The sequence below is a fragment of the Mycoplana ramosa genome (assembly GCF_041930185.1).
In the GTDB taxonomy this organism is placed as follows: Bacteria; Pseudomonadota; Alphaproteobacteria; order Rhizobiales; family Rhizobiaceae; genus Mycoplana; species Mycoplana ramosa.
In genome coordinates this window covers 174850-195273 of the sequence record NZ_JBHEEW010000008.1, presented here as the reverse complement: position 1 = coordinate 195273, position 20424 = coordinate 174850, and the positions used below count along the sequence as shown (strand labels likewise).

General features: G+C 63.6%; 17 protein-coding genes and 1 other RNA gene. 2 read left to right on the top strand and 16 right to left on the bottom strand.

Annotated elements, in window-relative coordinates; genetic code table 11:
- The first annotated feature begins 620 nt into the window (after nucleotides 1-620).
- On the top strand, nucleotides 621-1931 hold the full coding sequence (locus JNC62_RS12565) for an MFS transporter (RefSeq protein ID WP_374839226.1): 1311 nt from the start codon (nucleotides 621-623) through the stop codon (nucleotides 1929-1931).
- A gap of 70 nt (nucleotides 1932-2001) precedes the next feature.
- Here JNC62_RS12565 and murB read toward each other — a convergent pair whose 3' ends face one another.
- From murB to JNC62_RS12485, 16 genes are all read right to left on the bottom strand, one after another.
- Nucleotides 2002-2976: a UDP-N-acetylmuramate dehydrogenase gene (gene murB / locus JNC62_RS12560; RefSeq protein ID WP_374839224.1), complete on the bottom strand. Its 975-nt coding sequence runs from the start codon at nucleotides 2974-2976 to the stop codon at nucleotides 2002-2004.
- Nucleotides 2973-4388 (bottom strand): UDP-N-acetylmuramate--L-alanine ligase, encoded by a 1416-nt coding sequence (murC, locus tag JNC62_RS12555; protein ID WP_374839222.1) that lies wholly within the window; start codon nucleotides 4386-4388, stop codon nucleotides 2973-2975. Before murC ends, murB begins: the two co-directional genes overlap by 4 nt.
- Nucleotides 4385-5509: an undecaprenyldiphospho-muramoylpentapeptide beta-N-acetylglucosaminyltransferase gene (murG, locus tag JNC62_RS12550; RefSeq protein ID WP_374839220.1), complete on the bottom strand. Its 1125-nt coding sequence runs from the start codon at nucleotides 5507-5509 to the stop codon at nucleotides 4385-4387. The genes murC and murG overlap by 4 nt, the downstream gene beginning before the upstream one ends.
- A 6-nt stretch (nucleotides 5510-5515) precedes the next feature.
- The gene (gene ftsW / locus JNC62_RS12545; RefSeq protein ID WP_374839218.1) at nucleotides 5516-6670 is read right to left on the bottom strand and encodes a putative lipid II flippase FtsW; all 1155 of its coding nucleotides are present in this window, start codon (nucleotides 6668-6670) and stop codon (nucleotides 5516-5518) included.
- A 10-nt stretch (nucleotides 6671-6680) separates the two neighbouring features.
- Nucleotides 6681-8084, bottom strand: a complete 1404-nt coding sequence (gene murD / locus JNC62_RS12540) for a UDP-N-acetylmuramoyl-L-alanine--D-glutamate ligase (RefSeq protein WP_374839217.1) — start codon at nucleotides 8082-8084, stop codon at nucleotides 6681-6683.
- A gap of 4 nt (nucleotides 8085-8088) precedes the next feature.
- Nucleotides 8089-9189 carry a phospho-N-acetylmuramoyl-pentapeptide-transferase gene (gene mraY, locus JNC62_RS12535; protein ID WP_374839215.1) on the bottom strand — a complete coding sequence of 367 codons (1101 nt, stop codon included), beginning with the start codon at nucleotides 9187-9189 and terminating at the stop codon, nucleotides 8089-8091.
- A 209-nt stretch (nucleotides 9190-9398) separates the two neighbouring features.
- Entirely contained in the window at nucleotides 9399-10832 is a 1434-nt protein-coding gene (locus JNC62_RS12530; RefSeq protein WP_374839213.1) for a UDP-N-acetylmuramoylalanyl-D-glutamyl-2,6-diaminopimelate--D-alanyl-D-alanine ligase, read from the bottom strand.
- Nucleotides 10829-12280 carry a UDP-N-acetylmuramoyl-L-alanyl-D-glutamate--2,6-diaminopimelate ligase gene (locus tag JNC62_RS12525; RefSeq protein ID WP_374839212.1) on the bottom strand — a complete coding sequence of 484 codons (1452 nt, stop codon included), beginning with the start codon at nucleotides 12278-12280 and terminating at the stop codon, nucleotides 10829-10831. The genes JNC62_RS12530 and JNC62_RS12525 overlap by 4 nt, the downstream gene beginning before the upstream one ends.
- A 68-nt stretch (nucleotides 12281-12348) precedes the next feature.
- Nucleotides 12349-14100, bottom strand: coding sequence for a peptidoglycan D,D-transpeptidase FtsI family protein (locus tag JNC62_RS12520; protein ID WP_374839210.1), 1752 nt, complete (start codon nucleotides 14098-14100; stop codon nucleotides 12349-12351).
- Nucleotides 14100-14495, bottom strand: coding sequence for a cell division protein FtsL (ftsL, locus tag JNC62_RS12515; RefSeq protein WP_374839208.1), 396 nt, complete (start codon nucleotides 14493-14495; stop codon nucleotides 14100-14102). The genes JNC62_RS12520 and ftsL overlap by 1 nt, the downstream gene beginning before the upstream one ends.
- A gap of 3 nt (nucleotides 14496-14498) precedes the next feature.
- Entirely contained in the window at nucleotides 14499-15524 is a 1026-nt protein-coding gene (gene rsmH / locus JNC62_RS12510) for a 16S rRNA (cytosine(1402)-N(4))-methyltransferase RsmH (RefSeq protein WP_374839206.1), read from the bottom strand.
- 14 nt (nucleotides 15525-15538) lie between these two features.
- Nucleotides 15539-15979: a division/cell wall cluster transcriptional repressor MraZ gene (mraZ, locus tag JNC62_RS12505; protein WP_374839204.1), complete on the bottom strand. Its 441-nt coding sequence runs from the start codon at nucleotides 15977-15979 to the stop codon at nucleotides 15539-15541.
- Between the two features lie 452 nt (nucleotides 15980-16431).
- An RNA gene (gene rnpB / locus JNC62_RS12500) (RNase P RNA component class A) lies at nucleotides 16432-16827 on the bottom strand.
- Between the two features lie 111 nt (nucleotides 16828-16938).
- The gene (locus JNC62_RS12495) at nucleotides 16939-17460 is read right to left on the bottom strand and encodes a lytic transglycosylase domain-containing protein (RefSeq protein ID WP_374839202.1); all 522 of its coding nucleotides are present in this window, start codon (nucleotides 17458-17460) and stop codon (nucleotides 16939-16941) included.
- 314 nt (nucleotides 17461-17774) lie between these two features.
- Nucleotides 17775-18548 (bottom strand): N-acetylmuramoyl-L-alanine amidase, encoded by a 774-nt coding sequence (locus JNC62_RS12490; RefSeq protein WP_374839200.1) that lies wholly within the window; start codon nucleotides 18546-18548, stop codon nucleotides 17775-17777.
- A complete protein-coding gene (locus JNC62_RS12485; protein WP_374839198.1) occupies nucleotides 18545-19258 on the bottom strand; it encodes a TerB family tellurite resistance protein in 714 nt (237 codons plus the stop codon). The genes JNC62_RS12490 and JNC62_RS12485 overlap by 4 nt, the downstream gene beginning before the upstream one ends.
- 227 nt (nucleotides 19259-19485) lie before the next feature.
- On the opposite strand from JNC62_RS12485, the gene JNC62_RS12480 reads away from it, so the two are divergent.
- Complete coding sequence (locus tag JNC62_RS12480) at nucleotides 19486-20397, top strand: DMT family transporter (protein ID WP_374839196.1); 912 nt, start codon at nucleotides 19486-19488, stop codon at nucleotides 20395-20397.
- Nucleotides 20398-20424: the final 27 nt, after the last annotated feature.

Below are 20424 nucleotides of genomic sequence, written 5' to 3'. Positions count from 1 at the left end.
GCGGCATTATGGTTAATGAAGCGTTTACTTTCGTTAACCAGCGGCGATCGAAGACGTTAATTTCAGCGCACCGATTCAGAACACCGAATCAATTCGCGCACTAGAATCAGACAGTTGGCCATGTTGCAAGTGGTGTGGACGGGAGGAGAGAAACGAAAGGCCCGCCCCCGGAAACCGGAGCGGGCCACATTCGTCCTGTCGTGCTTGGCTCTTCACTCGCCATCATCGACCACCTTCCAGGCTAAGGCGCCCAGCGAGAATGGCAATTCCGGGAAAGAATGCGCGCGGGGCTATCGGTTAAGACCGATCCCTGCCCCACCTCGCGCGAGGGCTTGACTGCGTCACGTGCGGATGCCGATCGCGTTTCGGAGCGCGTCCGCCACGGCTCCGACGGCGCGCGGATCCTAAAGGCGGGGCGTTAACAAATCGTGGGACCGCCATTGCCTTGCTGGCGAGCCGTTCAAGAAAATGTCGCGGCCAGATTGAAAATGTCGCAAGAATTACAAAAACCCGGCTAATTTAGCATTTTTTTTTGTTTCAACGCCGGGTCCGATAGCCTAAGAGCAGTGTCGCTGCCTCCCAAGACGGCAAGAACATCCCAACAACAGGTATGAGAAAGAATGAGTGACACTTCCATGACGGTGTCACCGACCGCAACGCATTCGACTGCCTCCGCCGTGAACTCTCCGGCGCGTGTCCTCTTTGCAAGTCTGGTCGGGACGACCATCGAATTCTTCGATTTCTACGTCTACGCAACCGCCGCGGTGATCGTCTTCCCGCAACTCTTCTTCCCGTCGGCCGATCCGACATCGGCGATGCTGCAGTCCTTCGCCACCTTTTCGATCGCCTTCTTTGCGCGCCCGTTCGGCGCCGTGGTGTTCGGGCATTTCGGCGACAAGATCGGCCGCAAGGCGACGCTCGTGGCCGCGTTGATGACGATGGGCATTTCCACCGTAGCGATCGGCCTTTTGCCGACCTATGCGACAATCGGCGTCTGGGCGCCGCTGCTTCTGGCCCTTTGCCGCTTCGGCCAGGGCCTCGGCCTCGGCGGCGAGTGGGGCGGAGCCGTGCTGCTCGCCACCGAAAACGCCCCGCCCGGAAAACGCACCTGGTATGCGATGTTTCCGCAGCTCGGCGCCCCGATCGGCTTCATCCTTTCAGCTGGAACCTTTCTGATCCTCGGAGAGACGCTCAGCAACGAGGATTTCCTCGCCTGGGGTTGGCGCCTGCCGTTCGTCCTCAGCATTCTGCTCGTCATCATCGGCCTCTATGTCCGGCTGAAGATCACCGAGACGCCGGAATTCCAGAAGGCGATCGACAAGCATGAGCGCGTGCAGGTGCCGATCACCCAGATCCTGAAGTCGCACAAGCGCAGCCTCGTGCTCGGCACCTTCGTGGCGCTGGCGACCTTCGTGCTGTTCTACCTGATGACCGTCTTCGCCCTCTCCTGGGGCACGGCGAAGCTCGGCTATTCGCGCGAGCAGTTCCTGGTCATCCAGATGACCGGCGTCGTCTTCTTCGGCTTGATGATTCCGGTTTCCGGCATCCTCTCCGACCGCTACGGCCGGCGCCTGATGCTGGTGCTGACCACGATCGGCATCGGCATCTTCGGGATCTTCATGGGACCGATGCTCGCCGGCGGTCTCGGCGGCGCCTTCGCCTGCTCGATCATCGGCCTCGGACTGATGGGCATGACCTACGGCCCGATCGGCGCGGCGCTCGCCGCACCGTTCCCGACGTCGGTGCGTTACACGGGCGCATCGATGACGTTCAACCTCGCGAGCATTTTCGGCGCTTCGCTCGCGCCCTATATCGCGACCTGGCTTGCCACGACCTACAGCCTGAACTTCGTCGGCTACTATCTGGCGGCGGCTGCGGTGATCACGCTGGCCTGCCTGCTGCTGTCGACGGAAGAGGAAGTCTCCGGCTGACGGATGGCGATGGAACGAAAAAGGCCGCGCCGGACATCCGGCGTGGCCTTTTTCATTGGCGGTGCTCGGTTCAGGCGGTCGCCTTGCCGAGGAATTCCTTGATCTCGTAGCCCGGCATGAAATTGCCGACGCGCCGGATCTCCCATTTCAGCATGATGCCGGAATGCTCGAGCACGCGGCTGCGGACCGTCTCGCCCAGATACTCCAGCTCGTATCCGGTCGCCTGTCCGGTGTTGATCATGAAGTTGCAGTGCATCGGCGACATCTGCGCGCCGCCGATCATCAGCCCGCGGCAACCCGCCTCGTCGATCAGCTTCCAGGCCGAGTGGCCTTCCGGGTTCTTGAAGGTCGAGCCGCCGGTCTTCTCGCGGATCGGCTGTACCGTTTCGCGGTGCTGGCGAACCGCATCCATCTTTTGGCGGATCTCTGCCTTGTCCCCCGCCTGCCCCTCGAAGACCGCGTGGGTAAAGATCAGGCCCTCAGGCGCTTCAGAGTGGCGATAGGTGTAACCCATGTCGGCGTTCGACAGCACATGCGCCTTGCCCTTGCGGTCGACGGCATGAACCTCGACGAGCAGGTCCTTGGTCTCGCCGCCGTTGGCGCCGGCGTTCATGCGCAGCGCCCCGCCGATCGAGCCGGGAATGCCGTAGAAGAACTCGAATCCGGCAATGCCGTTGTCGAGCGCCATCGCGGCAATGTTCTTGTCCGGGCAGATCGCACCGGCCTTGATGCGGTTCTCCCCGACCAGTTCGAGATCGCCGAATCCCTTGGCCGAAAGGCGGATCACGACGCCAGGGATCCCTCCGTCGCGCACGAGAAGGTTCGAGCCGACCCCGACGACCGTCAGCGGCACCTCGTCCGGCAACAGCTGCAGAAACGTGACGAGGTCGTCGGTGTCGTGCGGCTGAAACATCAGCTCGGCCAGTCCGCCGGCGCGAAACCAGGTGACGCGATCCATCGGCGCGTCCGGCGTCAGCCGGCCGCGCACATCCCTGATGCCGTCGCCCAGAGACGCCAGCAACTTTTCGCCATTCACCTGTTTCATGCCGTCATTCCCGAAATGCCTGCGAGTTCCTTTGGCAGCGCCGCAGCCCAATGGGTGATGCTACCTGCTCCCAAGAGAACCACAAAGTCGCCGGGCTTAGCAATGGCGCCAATGGTGGAGGCCAGGTTCTCCGGCCCCTCGAGATAGCGGGCGTCGCGGTGTCCGCTCGCCTTGATCCGGGAAACCAGTGCTTCTGCGTCGACGCCCTCGATCGGTTCCTCACCCGCTGCATAGATCGGTGCGATCATGATCGTGTCCGCATCGTTGAAGCAACCGGCGAATTCCTCGAACAGACTGTGGACGCGAGAGTAACGATGCGGCTGGTGAATCGCGATGATTCGGTTCGGGCAAGCCTCGCGCGCGGCCTTCAAGACCGCCTTGATCTCCACCGGATGGTGGCCATAGTCGTCATAGACGCTGACACCGTTCCAGCTCCCCGTCAGCGTAAAGCGCCGCTTGACGCCACCGAACGAGGCAATCCCGCGCGCGATGTCGTCCGGCGCGATTCCGAGCCGTTGTGCCACCGCAACCGCGGCGGTCGCATTGGAAACATTGTGACGCCCCGGCATGGGCAAGCGAAGATCCTTCAGTTCGATCACCTGGCCGGTCCGGCGCCGGCGGATCTCGATATCGAAGACCGATGTCGCCCCGTCCATCCGCACATTGCCGAAACGCACGTCGGCCTGCGGGTTTTCGCCATAGGTGACGACCTTGCGGTCCTCGATGCGGCTGACCATCGCCTGCACTTCCGGATGGTCCAGGCACAGGACGCCGAAGCCGTAGAACGGCACGTTCTCGACGAACTGGCGAAACGCCGCGCGCACCGCATCGAAACTGCCGTAATGATCCAGATGCTCCGGGTCGATGTTCGTCACCACGGCGACGTCGGCGGGCAGCTTGAGGAAGGTGCCGTCGGATTCGTCGGCCTCCACCACCATCCACTCGCCCTCGCCCATGCGCGCATTGGTGCCGTAGGCGTTGATGATACCGCCGTTGATGACGGTCGGGTCCAGCCCGCCGGCATCGAGCAGTGCGGCGACCATCGATGTGGTGGTCGTCTTGCCATGTGTGCCGCCGATCGCGATCGCATTGCGGAAGCGCATCAACTCGGCCAGCATCTCGGCCCGGCGCACGACCGGCAGGAACTTCTCGCGGGCGGCCACGAGTTCCGGATTGTCCTTCTTGATCGCCGTCGAAACGACGACCACCTCGGCGTCGCCCAGGTTCTCGGCCGTGTGGCCGACGGAGACCTTGATGCCCTTCTCGCGCAGCCGCTGCACGTTGGCGCTTTCGGACTGATCGGATCCCTGCACGCGGTGGCCGAGATTGTGCAGGACCTCGGCAATGCCGCTCATGCCGATGCCGCCGATTCCGATGAAATGAACGAGCCCTATGCTCTTCGGCATCTTCATGCGCGTTCTCCTTTGAATTCCGCTATCGTCTTGCCGCCCGCAATAGCTTCCACCATGGCGGCGAGCAAGCGTGCGGCGTCCGGCTTGCCCGTCTTTCGGGCGTTCTCCGCCATCTCCGCCATCCGATCCGGATGCTTCATCGCGTCGGCGATGATCAGCGAAAGCCTCTCCGGGGAGAGCTCGGACTGGGGAATCACCTGCGCCCCGCCATTGGCGGCGAGTGCTGCGGCATTCGCCGCCTGATCGTGATCGAGCGCATAGGGATAGGGCACCAGCACGGCCGGCCGGCCGATGACGGAGAGCTCCGAAACGGTGGAGGCGCCGGAACGGCAGATGACAAGATGCGCGTTGGCGAGGCGCTCCGCCATGTCGGCGAAGAAGGGCGAAACGTCGGCGGGGATCGCGAGCTTGCCGTAGATCGCCTCCACCCCTTCGCGATCCTCGGGACGGGCCTGCTGGGTGATGCGGAGGCGTGCGCGCTTGGTTTCGCTGAGCCGGCAGACGGCCTGGGGAACGGCCTTGGAGAAGAACTGGGCTCCCTGGCTGCCGCCGAAGACAACGAGGCGGAATTCGCCGTCCGGTGTCGCCGGCCGATAGGGCACTTCGGCCGCGGCGAGCACGGCCGGGCGGACCGGATTGCCGGTCGTGACCGTCTTTGCCGCATACGCGCCCTCACCTTCCGGCAGGAAACCGCCGGCAATCGCCTGCACGCGGGCGGCAAGCGCCTTGTTGGCGCGGCCCATCACGGCGTTCTGCTCGTGGATCATCGACGGTATGCGCATGCCGGTCGCGGCCAGCAGCGGCGGCACGGTAGGATAGCCGCCGAACCCGACAACGGCCTTCGGCCGCAAACGCGCCAGCAGCCGCCGCGCAGCCCGCAGGCCGGTCCAAAGCGTCCACAACGACGAAACGATCTTCACCGGATTCTTCGAACCGATCGTTGCCGACGGCACGACGTGGATCTCGTCGGCCGGAAACTTGCCGGCAAAGCGCTCGGCGCGGCTGTCGGTGACGAGATGCACCGACCAGCCACCCGCCTTCAGTTCATGCGCCAGCGCCTCGGCGGGAAAAAGATGGCCGCCGGTGCCGCCAGCGGCGAGCAGGATGATGCCTTTGCTCATTCGATACTACTCCGCGGGAGAAAGCATGCCGGAGCGGAAGAGGCTCCGCTCGCTGGCGCGCTTTTCCGGCCGGTGGCGCGTCAGGGCAAGGATGAACCCCGCCGTGACGCAGATTGCGACCATCGACGAGCCGCCATAGGAGATCAGCGGCAGCGTCATGCCCTTGGCCGGCAGCAGTTCAAGGTTCACGCCGACGTTGATCATAGACTGGGTGCCGATCAGGAGCACCAGCCCGGCGACGGCAAAACGGGTGAAATCGTTCCGCTCCTTGAACGCATGGTTCAATCCGCGCATGACCACAAAGGCGAAGACCGCGACGATGACCATGCAGAAGACGATGCCGAACTCTTCCGCGGCGACCGAGAAGATGAAGTCGGTATGGCTGTCCGGAATGATGCGCTTGACGAGACCCTCGCCCGGCCCCTTTCCGAACCAGTCACCGCGGATGATCGCCTCGCGGGCGGTATCGACCTGGAACGTATCGCCTTCGCCGGTGAGAAAGCGATCGATACGGCCGGAGACGTGATCGAAGAGAAAATAGGCGAAGGCGAAGCCCCCGAGCGCAAGGCCGCCGAGCAGGATGATCCAGATCCAGGGCATCCCGGCCATGAAGAACATGCCGCCCCAGACCGCCGTGATCAGGACCGTCTGGCCAAGGTCCGGCTGCGCCACGAGGAGGGCGGCAACGATCCCGAACAACAGAATGGCGAAGAGGTTGCCGGGGATATCCGGCTGGCGCGCGTGTTCCGAAAAAAGCCAGGCACAGATCACGACGAAGGCCGGCTTCATGAACTCCGACGGCTGGATCGACAGGCTGCCGATCGAGATCCAGCGCCGCGCGCCCTTCACTTCGACGCCGAAGAACAAGGCCAGCACCATCATCGCCAGCGACACCACAAGCAGGATCGCCGCGGTTCGCCGCACCTGCCGGGGCGAGAGGAACGAGATCGCCACCATCGTCGCGATTGCAGGCGCCAGAAACAGTGCGTGCCGCTTGACGAAATGGAAGCTGTCGAGGTTGAGGCGCTCCGCGACCGCGGGGCTCGCGGCAAAGGACAGCATAAAGCCGATCCCCATCAAGAGGATGAAAGCGGCGAGAAACAACCTGTCTATCGTCCAGAACCAATCGGCCACCGGACCACGCTCGGCACGACTAACCATGGCAATCCCCCTAACCGTTTGCCTCGATCAGCATGGTCACGCCGGGAAGCGCCGCGACATGGCCGACAAAGGCATCGCCCCTGACTTCAAAATTCTTGTACTGGTCGAAGCTTGCGCAAGCCGGGGATAGCAGGACCGCCACCGGTCCTGCGCCATCCCTCTCCGCATCCGCTGCCGCATGCAGCACGGCGCGCTCCAGCGTTCCGGAAATCTCGTAGGCGACCTGCTCGCCCAGCGTCGCGGCAAAGGCGGCGGCAGCCTCGCCGATCAGGTAGGCCTTTGCGATCTTCGGGAAAAAGCCGGAAAGGCTGCTGATGCCTCCCTCCTTCGGCAGGCCGCCCGCGATCCAGTATATCCGGTCGTAGCTCGACAAGGCCGGGGCTGCGGCCTCCGCATTCGTCGCCTTGGAGTCGTTGACGAAGACGACGTCTCCCTTTCGGCCGACCGGTTGCATGCGGTGTTTGAGCCCGGGGAAGGAGGCGAGCCCGGCGCGAATTTCGTCCTCGCTGACGCCAACGGTCAGGCAGGCGGCGATTGCTGCCGCCGCATTCTGTGCGTTGTGACTGCCGCGCAGTGTCTGGATCTCGGAAAGGTCGGCGATCGCGCGGGAAGTCCCGCCATGAGCGATCCGGATGTGCGCGCCCTCCGCGTAGAGGCCGTCCGCCAGCGGTTGGCGGCGCGAGACGCGGATCACCTTCGTGCCGGAGCGCTCCACCCGATCGGCGATCAGCGTGGTGTAGGTGTCGTCGACGGCGATCACGGCCGTCTCGCTGCCGGCGACCAGTCGCTCCTTGACGTCGGCGTAATGTTGCATGGTGCCGTGCCGGTCGAGATGGTCCGGCGTCAGGTTCAGCAGAAGGCCTGCGGTCGGATTGATCGTCGGGGCGAGATCGATCTGGTAGGACGAGCATTCGACAACGAAGAACCGGCCGTTCTTCGGCGGATCGAGCGTCAGGACCGCCGTTCCGATATTGCCGCCCAGTTGGGTGTCGCGCCCGCTCGACCTCAGGATGTGAGCGATCAGCGCGGTCGTCGTCGACTTGCCGTTGGTGCCGGTGATGGCGATGAACGGGCAATCGGGCGCGTGGGCGCGGCGCTCGCGCACGAACAGTTCGACGTCGCCGATGATCTCGACGCCCGCCGCGCGCGCGAGATCCACGCTCCAATGCGGCCTCGGATGGGTCAGCGGCACGCCGGGCGACAGGACAAAGGCTGAGATCGCGGTCCAGTCGATCCGGCGCAGGTCGCGCGTGGCGATACCCGCGGTCTCGGCCCTGGCGACGCTGTCGGGATTGTCGTCCCAGGCGACCACTTTCGCGCCGCCGGCAACGAGCGCCTGCGCCGTGGCAAGCCCCGAGCCCCCGAGCCCGAAGAGCGCGACGTTCCTGTCCTTGAGGGTCGTGACTGGGATCATAGGATCACCGCAGCTTCAGCGTCGACAGGCCGACGAGCGCAAGGATGACGGCGATGATCCAGAAGCGGATGACGACCTGGCTCTCCGTCCACCCCTTCTTCTCGAAGTGATGGTGGATCGGCGCCATCAGGAATACGCGCTTGCCGGTGAGCTTGAACGAGGCGACCTGGATGATGACCGACAGGGTTTCCATCACGAACAGTCCGCCGACGATCGCCATGACGATCTCGTGCTTGGTCGCGACGGCGACCGTGCCGATCAGACCGCCGAGCGCCAGCGAGCCGGTGTCGCCCATGAAGATGGCCGCCGGCGGCGCATTGAACCAGAGAAAGCCGAGGCCGGCGCCGATGACAGCGCCAAGGATGACGGCCAGTTCGCCGGTCCCCGGCACGAAGTGGATCTGCAGGTAGTTCGCAAAGACCGCATTGCCCGCGAGATAGGCGATGATGCCGAAGGACGCAGCGGAAATCATCACGGGGACCGTGGCAAGGCCGTCCAGTCCGTCGGTGAGGTTGACGGCATTCCCGGCCGCGACGATGACGAAGCCACCGAACAGGACGAAGAAGATGCCAAGGTTGAGCAACAAATCCTTGGCAAAGGGGAAGGCGACCGAGGACCCGAGCGTCGAGCCCGGGGCACCCACGGAAAGGGCGGCCCGCATCATGAAGAAGGTTGCGATGCCGGCAATGATGAATTCGAGGCCGAGACGCGCCTTGCCGGAAAAGCCCTTGTCCGTCTGCTTCGTCACCTTCAGATAGTCGTCATAGAAGCCGATCGCCCCGAAGCCAAGGGTCACCAGCAGCGTCGCGACGACGTAGATGTTGGAGAGGTCGGCCCAGAGCAGCGAACTACCGACGATGCCGGCAAGAATCATGATGCCGCCCATGGTCGGCGTGCCGGCCTTCTTGAAGTGGGTCTGCGGCCCGTCGGCGCGGATCGGCTGGCCCTTGCCCTGGCGTACGCGCAACGACGCGATGATCGCCGGACCGAACAGAAAGACGATGGCGGCGGAGGTGAACAGCGCTGCACCGGTGCGGAACGTGATGTAGCGGAACAGGTTGAAGACCTGGATCTCTTCCGCCAGTTCGACAAGCCAAAGCAGCATTCTAGACCTTTCCCCAAGGGCTTTGCGGGGGTCGTGGCCGACGGAAATGGTCCCTATCGGAGCGTGACCGCACCAGATTCGAAGAATGGAGTGCACGGGCATATGTGCCCGGCGTGCCCCTCGCACACGCGTCCCGATGCAGTTCGCATCCGGGATCGTGCACAAATGCAAACGTCATGGTGCCGGGTGCCCGATGGGCAGCCGGCACCTCATTCGGCGCGCTCCGTGTCGGAGAATGGCTCGTACTTGTCAAGCAATGCGGCGACGATTCGACTGAAACCCGTGGATTTCGAGGATTTCACCACGACCACGTCGCCCGGGCGCAGCGCCTGGAGCACGAGTTCCTGCACGCCATCCGCGTCAGGTCGGTATTCGACGCCCGCCGCATCGGACAGTGCCTCGCGCAGCGCCACCATCTCCGCGCCGCCGATCCACACGTCCTCGATTTCCGCCTCGGCGAGCGGCGTGGCGAGTTCTGCGTGCACCTTGGCGGAGAATTCGCCCATTTCGAGCATGTCGCCGAGCACTGCAATGCGGCGGCCGCCCTCGCCCGGCACCGTATCGCGCAAAAGCGCGATCGCCGCCCGCATCGAGGCGGGATTGGCGTTGTAGCTCTCGTCGATCAGCGTGAAATATCCGCCATCGATCGCAAGCCGATAGCGACGTCCCCGCCCCTTCTCGGGCTGCATCGTGGCGAGCGCGTTCATCACCTTTTCGATGTCGGCGCCAACGAGATGGGCGGCGCCAAGGACGGCGAGCGCGTTCTCGGCGATGTGGCGGCCGGGCGCCCCCATCGGAATCTCGAGCGTCTGGCCACCGACCGAGGCCCACAGCACGTTGCTTCCCTGATCCGCCACGAAATCGAGCAGGCGGAACTCCGCCCGCGGATCGGTGCCGAAGGAATGGATATGCTCGACGCCGGCGGCTCGCGCGGCCTGCTCGAGAACGCCGAACTGCTCGTTGTCCCGGTTGAGCAGCGCGTGCCCGCCCGGAACCAGCCCCTCGAAGATCTCCGCCTTTGCCATGGCAATCTCGTCGAGGCTGGCAAAATTGCCGAGGTGTGCGGCGGCGATCGTGGTGACGAGCGCCACATGCGGGCGGACCATCTTCACCAGCGGGCGGATTTCGTCCGGATGGTTCATGCCGATCTCGAACACGCCGTATGCCGTGGTCTCCGGCATGCGCGCCAGCGTCAGCGGCACGCCCCAGTGGTTGTTGAACGACGCCGCCGAGGCATGCACGCTGCCACAGGCCGAAAGCGCGTGGCGCAGCATTTCCTTGGTCGTCGTCTTGCCGACGGAGCCGGTTACCGCAATGACTTTCGCGGCACTTCGGTCGCGGGCCGCGCACCCCAGATCGACAAGGGCCTGCAGCACGTCATGGACGACCAGCATCGGCGCGGTCAGGCGTCCAAGCGCCGGCAGCTTGCCTTCGCTCACGACGAGAAGTGCTGCACCATTGGCAAAAGCGAGGCTCGCGAAATCATGGCCGTCCACCCGATCGCCCTTGATGGCAAAGAAGACTTCGCCGGGACTGATCGAGCGACTGTCGATCGATATGCCGGTGATCCCTGCCGGCATGCTCCCGATGGGGCGGCCGTGGGTTGCCGCGATCAGGTCCCCGATTGTCCAGAGCGTCGTCAAAGGTCGAGTTCCTCCAGGGCTTTGCGGACTTCCGCGTGATCGGAGAACGGCAGCGTTTCGCTGCCGATCGTTTGCCCCTCTTCGTGCCCCTTGCCGGCAACGATCAATGTATCCCCCGCCGACAGCATCGCGACGCCGGCCCTGATCGCCGCCGCACGGTCGCCGATCTCCATCGCCCCCTTAGCGGCCGCCATGATCTCGGACCGGATCACCTCGGGAACTTCCGAGCGTGGATTGTCGTCAGTGACGATGACCACGTCGGCAAGCCGCGTGGCGATCTCGCCCATGATCGGCCGCTTGCCCTTGTCGCGATCGCCGCCGCAGCCGAACACCACGATGACACGGCCGGACGTGAACGGGCGGACCGAGGACAGGACGTTCTCCAGGGCGTCCGGCTTGTGGGCGTAGTCCACATAAGCAAGCGCACCGTTCTTTGCGTGGCCGACGAGTTCGAGCCGACCGGAGGCGCCGATCAGATGCCCCAGCGCTGCCATCGCCGTCTTTGCCGAGACCCCGGTGGACATCGCAAGGCCCGCAGCAACCAGCGCGTTGGCGATCTGGAAATCGCCCGCAAGCGGAATGTGCACTTCATAGATGTCGTCGCCGATGTGAACCTCCGCCATCTGCTTGTGACGGAAATGCTCGACGCGCTTCAGCGTCAGGTAGGCTCCCTTGCGCCCGACCGTGCGAACGTCCAGGCCTGCGTCCCCTGCCGCCTTGATCGCGGCATTCGACCACTCGTCGTCGGCAAAGATGACGGCAGGCGCGCCCCTCGGCAGCAGCGTATCGAACAGGCGCATCTTCGCGGCCATGTAGTGCTCGACGGTCGGGTGGTAGTCCATGTGGTCACGGCCGAGATTGGTGAAAGCCGCCGCAGACAGCCGGACCCCGTCGAGGCGCGCCTGGTCGAGGCCGTGGCTGGAGGCCTCCATCGCCGCATGGGTAACGCCGGCGTCGGCCAGTTCGGCGAGCAGCTTGTGCAGCGAAACCGGATCGGGCGTGGTCAGCGAGCCGTAGTCCTCGCGGCCCGGGGCCGTGACGCCGGTCGTGCCGATCATGGCTGCCGCGTGGCCCGCATGTGCCCAGATCTGACGTGTGAAGGAGGCGACCGAGGTCTTGCCGGCCGTACCGGTGACGGCGACCATGGTTTGCGGCTGGCGGGCAAAGAAACGCGCGGCGGCGAGTGCCAGGAAGCGGCGCGGTTCGTCCACAGCGATCACAGGCACGCTCGCCTCGACATGCGCCTCACGCCCGACGACGACAGCGGCAGCCCCGCGGGCAATCGCATCGGCGACATAGGCCGTGCCATCATTCCTCGAGCCGTGCACGGCTACAAAAAGATCACCTTTGTTGACCGTGCGGCTGTCTGCCGAAATGCCACCCACCTCGATTGCGGAGGCGTTACCCAGGTCTGAAATTTCGGGGCCGGCAAGGTCTGTGATCTTCATGTGCAGCTCTGTTTCTGTCGAGTTACGCCGGTTCGTCCGCGAATCGGCTCTTCCCGTTCATTCTGCGCTCAATAAGACACGAGCAAGGCAGACCCGTCCTCCCCGAATTTCGGCTTTACACCGAGAAGTGGGGCGCTTCGGCGGATGATCTCGCCGACCATCGGCGCAGCATTCAGGCCGGCGGTGCGCCCGCCGCCCTCGCCCGTCTTCGGTGCGTCGATGAAGGTCAGCACCACGTATTGCGGGTCGTCGATCGGGAAGGCCGATACGAAGGCATTGAAATTGAGGCCATTCTTTACATAGCGGCCGTTGACGACCTTGTCCGCCGTGCCCGTCTTGCCGCCGACGTTAAAGCCGGGGACGAGCGCGCGCTTGCCGGAACCTTCTATCGCGTTGACGCGCATCAGGTAGCGCATCTCGTCGCTGGTCTTTTCCTTGACGACAACCTGGGCGATCGCATCGGCCTCGTCGCGGCTGCGGGGCAGGAAGGTCGGGGGCAGGTACTTTCCGCCGTTCATCAGCGCCGCGCCTGCGACCGCTGTCTGGAGCGGCGTCGTCGACACGCCGTGCCCGAAGGAAATCGTGATCGAATTGATCTTCTTCCATTCGCGCGGCTGGGTGGGCGCCTTCACCTCCGGAAGTTCGGTCTGCATCTTGGTCAACAGTCCGAGGCGGGTGAGGAATTCCTGCTGCGCCGGGATACCGACGACATCGGCCATCTTGGCGGTGCCGATGTTGGAAGAGTAGCGGAAGATCTCGGGCACCGTCAGCACGCGACGCTTGCCGTGAAAATCCTTGATCGTGAAGCCGCCGATGCGAATCGGATTGGTCGCATCGAAGCTGTCCGACAGCTTGACCTTGCCCGAGTCGAGCGCCATCGCCGTCGTGAAGATCTTGAACGTCGAGCCCATCTCGAAGGTGCCATCCGACATGCGGTTGAGCCAACCGTCCTTGGCGCTCTCGGCCGGATTGTTCGGGTCGTAGTCCGGTACGGACGCCATGGCCAGCACCTCGCCGGTGTGGACATCGAGGACCACGCCGCCGGCGGCTTCCGCCTCGTATTTCTGCACGGAGTTGACCAGGACGTCGTGCAACATCGACTGCACGCGCAGATCGATCGAGAGCCGGACCGGCTCCATCTTCGCGTCGCTGGTCATGCCGATCGCCGCAAGATCGGCAAGCCCCTGGTTATCGATATAGCGCTCCATGCCGGCAATGCCGCGGTTGTCGATGTTGACGTAGCCGACGATATGGGCGGCGGCCGAGCCGTTGGGATAGAAGCGGCGCTTTTCCGGGCGGAAGCCGACACCCGGTATACCGAGCGCCAGGATGCGGCTTTGCTGCTTCGGCGTCAGCTGTCGCTGCAGCCACTGGAAGCGCGAGTTGGCGGTGAGCTTCTTGTAGGTTCCCTTCGGATCCAGGTCCGGCAGCACCGTCTGGAGCATTTCGAGCGCCTCGTCCGCATCCACTATCTTGTGCGGCTCGGCATAGAGCGAAACGGTGCGGATGTCGGTCGCCAGAATCTCGCCATTGCGGTCGATGATGTCGGGGCGTGACGCGAGCAGATTGTCGGCGGGACCAATGCTGGAGACCGATTCCGACATGGTCATGCCATATTGGACGAGGCGTCCGCCAACCACGCAATAGGCCAGCCCGAAACACGCCATGATAACGGCGACCCGGCTGCGTGCCTGCTTGCCACTGCGTTTGCGATGGCCCTGGAAGGCGGTGGTATCGGCCCGGTTTGCCGGCCGCCCGGCGCCGCCATGCGAAAAGTGAGCCTTGCTCTTCACATCCATAATGCGGGAGAGAAACGACATCAGCGCGCCACCGAACCCGTTGCGATCTTGTCCGTCCCCTTGGGGGCGTCCTTTGTCTTGGCGATGTTCTCGCCTGCCCCGCCCTCGTCCTCGATGGCGGGAAGATCGGCCGTGCGCATCGGCAGTTCCACCGGTTGCGCCAACTGGGTCGATTCCGTCGGAACCAGTTGAAGGTCCTGATCATAGACCTTTACCAGCCGGTTGAGGCGCGCCGGCTGGGTCAGCAGCGCCCAATCGGCACGCAGGAGATCGATCGTATGCTCCTCGAGCCGGATCTCGGCGTCGAGCTTGCGGACTTCCTCGAGCTTGTTCTCGGCCTTGTGCTTGATCGTGTAGGTGACGGTCGCGGCGGCGGTCATGACGACAACGAGGATGACATCAAAGGTACGGAACATCCGTCAGCCTCCAATCTTCTCAAGAGTTGCAAGCTCGGGCAGGTCGAATATGGACAAGTCATCCGCTCCTGACGGCGCCGTCGTGCGCTTGCCGGCCCGCAACTTCGCCGAGCGGGCGCGCGGATTGGCCGCCGCTTCCTCTTCACTGGCAGCGATCATGGACTTGCCAACTGGCGCGAAGATTACGTCTCGCTTAATTAGTTCCGGCAAATGACGCGAGCCGGTCGTGCGGCCGGAACGATCCTGGAAGAATTTCTTGACGATCCGATCCTCGAGCGAGTGAAAGCTGACGACGACGAGGCGCCCGCCCGGCTTGAGCACGCGTTCGGCGGCAAACAGTGCCCGCGCCAGTTCACCCAGTTCGTCGTTGACGAAGATGCGCAGCGCCTGGAAAACGCGCGTCGCGGGATGGATCTTGTCCTTTGCCTTGCGCGGCGTGACAATCTCGATCAGCCCGGCAAGGTCACGGGTGGTTGCGAAAGGCTGTTCCGCCCGGCGCTTCTCGATCGCTCGCGCAATCCGGCCCGCCTGCTTCTCCTCGCCGAGGAAGCCGAAGATGCGGATCAGATCGGTGACCTTCGCCCGATTGACGACGTCGGCGGCGGACACACCGGCGCTCGACATGCGCATGTCGAGCGGGCCGTTTTTCTGGAACGAAAAGCCCCGCTCGGCCTCGTCGAGCTGCATGGAGGATACGCCGATGTCGAGCACGACACCGTCCAGCCCACCGGGAGGCGCATGGCGAGCAAGGTCGGAGAACTGCGCATGGATCAGTGACAGACGGCCACCGGATGCGGCGACCAGCGCCTGCCCGGCCTCGATCGCGCTCGGATCGCGGTCCAGCGCGATCACCGAGGCGCCCCTATCGAGAATGGCGGAGGTGTAGCCACCGGCACCGAACGTACCATCGAGGATAACTTGCCCCGGACGCGGCTGGAGCGCTTCGATCACCTCGCTCAGAAGAACCGGGATGTGACGGACCGGTCCGCCATCGGCATCAGGATTGCCTCCGCCAATTTCCGCCGACATCCCGCTTCTCCACTTTATTTTGAGCCCAGACCTCGCGATCTGCGCTCCGTCCTGGCCGCCGCCTGCATCGCCTCGAACGTCTGCGGCGCCCAAAGCTGAAAATGATCGGCCCGACCGACGAAGGTCACATCCGTTGTGATGCCGGTGAAGTCGCGAATGAAATCCGTAACCGTCAACCGCCCTTCGGAATCGAGCCGCATGAAGACCCCGCCCCCATGAATCAGGAGCGACATCTCGTTCGCCTCCGGCGAAAATGGATCCTCGCTGGCGATCTGTCGCTCGAAGCGGTCGAGCAGATCCGGACCACCGACGCTGATCGCCGGAAAAACAAAATCCTGGAAGCAATAGAGCTCCCGGACGTCGCGCTGCGCAAGGACCGCCCGGAAGGCTGAAGGCACAGAGACCCTCCCCTTCGCATCGATCCTGTTTGTCGCATTCGACAGGAACCGGTTCATGACGCCATACAGCCGCTTCCCTGACCGGCACCAAAACAGCAGGCACCGGAAAATCCACACAGAACCCAACCGCACGAATCGCGCCTGGCACGACGACATCACGCCGCGCCAGCCCCTGCCGGAGCACTTCTTTACTTTGCGATGAACGGGCGATCATTCGCCCCTGTGCGGTATGTTGATGGGATACCATGGGACCATTTGGGCGTCAATGGGAACAGGCCGGTTCCCGCAGTGAGACCATCAAATGTTTATGAGCCGTTAAGTTTAACGAATGGTTACGGCTGCCCGGATCAAGGCGTTGGATTCAATGGAAATTCGGGATCGAGACACCGATCCGGCAACAGCTGCGGCAGCAAATCGTGCCTCGACATCAAGGGATGGGATTTATGAATGATGCCGGCGGCGCCGGGGCGCGCAGATCATGATGGCACATCCACGCCGCGCGAAAAGAAATCGCCAGTTGGCCTGTAAGCCGGGTTCTGTATGGCTCCGGCTGACGCCGGAACGTGGCAGCCATTCATCTGGGACCGGACTTGCGCCCGGCCTCGTGCAACCCACCCGGATGACCGGCCCGGAAACGGGCTGGACGGCTCGCGCCGTCCTCGTCATCCCTATTCGGTCTTGCTCCCGGTGGGGTTTGCCGTGCCGCCCATGTTGCCATGGCCGCGGTGGGCTCTTACCCCACCCTTTCACCCTTACCTTCCGAAGAAGGCGGTTTGCTTTCTGTGGCACTTTCCCTGGGGTCGCCCCCGCCGGACGTTATCCGGCACCGTGTTTCCGTGGAGCCCGGACTTTCCTCACCCCGCAGCCTTTCGGCCGTAGCGGGGCGCGGCTGCCCGGCCAACTGGCTCGCGCTCCTTATCGGAATGGACCGGCGATGACCAGAAAAATCGCCGGCACGGACAAGGCGGGGCACCATCGTGCGGGCCACTCCTCTGACGACGGCTGCCAGCAGTCTATTAGTCGAGCAGGCTCTGGACCTTGCCACAATAGCGCTTGGACACCGGGTTCATGCGCTTGGCGCCATGGCCGGCATTGTACTTCAGGATTGTGCCGCAGGTCGTACCGCCGCTCAGGTCGTGCGCCACGGCGAGGTACTTCATCCCGAACTTGATGTTCGTTTCCGGGTCGTAGAGGCCCTTGGCATGGCCCTGGTAGCCCATCATCCGGGCCGTCGCCGGCTTGATCTGCATCAGGCCGATTTCACCTGCGCTACCGCGCGCTTTCGCATTGAAATTGCTTTCGACGCGAACGACGGCATGGGCGAGATCAACCGGAACCCCATACTGCCGCGCATAGGTCTTGATCAGCGTGGAATAGCTGGCCGGCGCCCCCATCGACGCATAGCCGGTGGTCCGGGTCACGGTCTTCAGGGGCCTGCTTTCAGGGACACCAGGGAGCGGTTCAGCCTTGGCCGACACCGCCTGCGTCAGAAGGGCAATAAGGCAAGCCGCCCCCGCGGCCGTAATCGAATTCGTCATGTCTTCCAGTGTCTCCATTCATATGGGCGCACGGCTAGGCCTTGAGGTTCCGGCCCATCGACCGAAACCCCGCGCTGGGATCGAAACGTCGTGAAGCGGTCCAAGGTTCGTCAGAACAGCGGACCCAGGACAGTCGCGGAAGAGGCCCTACCTCCCGCCGGCGAACGCCTGAACCTCGATCCGTCGTGTCGGAAGGCCGTTGGGAGCAACCTGTTAGCGACCGGATCGAAGGCAGCGGGAAAAGACATTCCCAATCCGGTCAGGATGTGGCGAAATGTTAAACTTGCGTTACAGAATGAAATATTTCGTGATAATCAGATCGAGAATTCGCGCCGTCTCGGCAACGCCGTCAACAGCCGATGCAGCGTGTCGATCGTCGAAAAATCAGCGATGCCATCAACCCGTTCGGGCCGAAAATGGCGCTGAAAGGCGCTGACGTCGCCTTCGGTTCGGGCGTCGAAAACACCGGTGATTCCAGTAGCATAACCGTAAAGCGCAAGCATCGCCTGGAGCGCTTCGACGGGAGGGCCCTGGTCGCCGCGCTGGAAGAAGCGGCCCCCAGAGATCGGCGCGGGTTCGACCCAGTGACCGACTCCTGCCGCATGCAGCTTCGCCCAGGGGAAATTTTCACCCGGATCGACCTTGCGAATGGGGGCAACATCGCTGTGTGCCAGTACCCTCTCGGGTGCCACCCCCCACCTTTCGACACAGTCTCGACACAGTTCGGCAACGGCCGCGATCTGAGCTTCAGGGTAATCAGGCAGACCGCCCGGATGGCCCGGATTGACGATTTCGATACCGATCGAGGCCGAATTGATGTCCGACTCGCCCTTCCATTGGCTCTTGCCCGCATGCCAGGCACGGCGCTGCTCGGGCACAAGTTGCAGGACGCGCCCGTCCTCGTGCACGAAGTAATGGCTGGAGACCTGACTCTCTGCCGAGCAGAGCCAGGCGAGAGCGCCGTCGGCGCTGTCCATGCCGGTATAGTGGAGGACGATCATATCCGGGCGCCGTCCGCCGGCGCGTTCGCCGTGATTTGGAGACGGCACCACCGTGGCGCCGGAAAAGTCGGGAGCGAACGCCGTCATGCCGCCTGACGGTCTTTTTCGATCGCCGCATAGGCGGCATTGAGAGCGGCCATCCGGTCGTTCGCGATCCGCTGGAACTCGGTGGGAACGCCCCGCGCCATCAAACTGTCGGGATGATGTTCCGAGGCCAGGACGCGATAGCGCTTGCGAATGGTCGGGAAGTCATCCTGCGGGGAGACGCCGAGGACCTTGTAGGGATCACGCCCACCGATATGCACATGCCGCTCGGTGATCTGCTCGAATCGCTCGGCCGCCATGCCGAAGATTTCGGCGACCCGCGACAGAAACGCCATTTCCTGCTCGTGGATCAGCCCGTCCGCCTTGGCAATGTGGAACAGGCCGTCGACGATATCCTCCAGGATCGGGCAATTGCGCTCGCAGGAAACACAAAGCGCCGCCATCTTTTCGGCATAGGCCTCGAACCCGGCCACGTCCTGGCGGGCGAGATTGTAGAGGCGTGCGACGTTTGCCGCCTGGTCGGAGGGAAACTTGAAGATGTCCTTGAAGGCATCGACCTCAGCGGTCGTGACGACCCCGTCGGCCTTGGCCATCTTGGCCGACAGCGCGATCATGGCGACGGAAAACGCAACTTCCCTGCGCGTCTCCGGGTCGCCCTCGAACAGGGTCCGCACCGCCTCGATGACGCCCGAAAGCGCATTGCTGGCCGCCTCCGCGACCATACCAACCAGCCGGTCCCAGATGGAAGACATCAAGCAACTGCCCACGTATGAGAACATATAGTGATCTTGATCAGACATTGATGGCGAAAGCAAGCCGTTGCCTTGCGGCTACAACCTGATTCACGCTATTTTGATGGCCCTCATAAAGTGGTTCCATTCCAATGTGTGATCGCACGATCAGCAGAATGAATTGGACGATCGCGCCCTGGAGTGGGAGCAGGCATTCGATCGAACGAATTTTGCGAGGTAACCGCGACGTGCGCTTCCTGTCCAATCAAGCCGCGGGCATGTTGCTGGGCCTCGTCGGCGTGACGATTTTCGGCGCCACGCTGCCGATGACCCGCGTGGCGCTCGAAGGCTTCAGCCCCCTGTTCGTCACCTTCAGCCGCGCCTTGCTGGCGGCTGTGGCGGCCGGCGCCGCCCTCCTCGTCCTGAGACGACCGCTTCCGTGGAAACACCTGCCGACCCTTGCCGGCGTTGGCATCTGCGCCGTCTTCGGCTTTCCGATCTTCTCCTCGATCGCATTGCAGACGATCCCGGCGAGCCATGGTGGTGTCGTGCTCGGCATTCTTCCACTGCTGACCTCGATCTTTGCCGCGATTATCGACGGAGAGCGCCCGGGGCCGCTGTTCTGGCTGTGCGGCATCGCCGGCTCGGTCCTCGTCGCCGCCTTTTCGCTGGGTGAGAGCCGTTTCCATCTTGGCCCCGGAGACCTCTGGCTTTTCCTCGCCGCCATCGCGGCCTCGGTCTCCTACGTGCTCTCCGGCAAGCTGGCACGTGAATTGCCGGGCTGGGAGGTCATCGGCTGGGCGCTCGTGCTCTGCTCGCCCTTCACGCTCGCCGGCACGCTGCTCGTTGCCGATACCGGCATCTTCGCGCCGGGCTCCGCGCAATACGGCGCGATCCTCTATCTCGGTCTGCTGTCGATGTTCGGCGGTTTCATCTTCTGGAATGCCGGTCTCGCCCTCGGCGGGATAGCGCGGGTGGCGCAGGTGCAGTTGTTCCAGACATTCGTCACGCTCGCGATTTCTTCGCTCCTGCTCGGCGAGGCGGTCGGACCGTCGACCGTCGGCTTTGCACTCGCCGTCGCCTTCGTTGTCTGGCTCGGACGCAAGGCAAAGATCTCGCGCACCGCAGCGACAGCGGTTCCCGAGACTGGCCGAGCCTGATCGGGCCGTACAATCCGTCATTGAAAG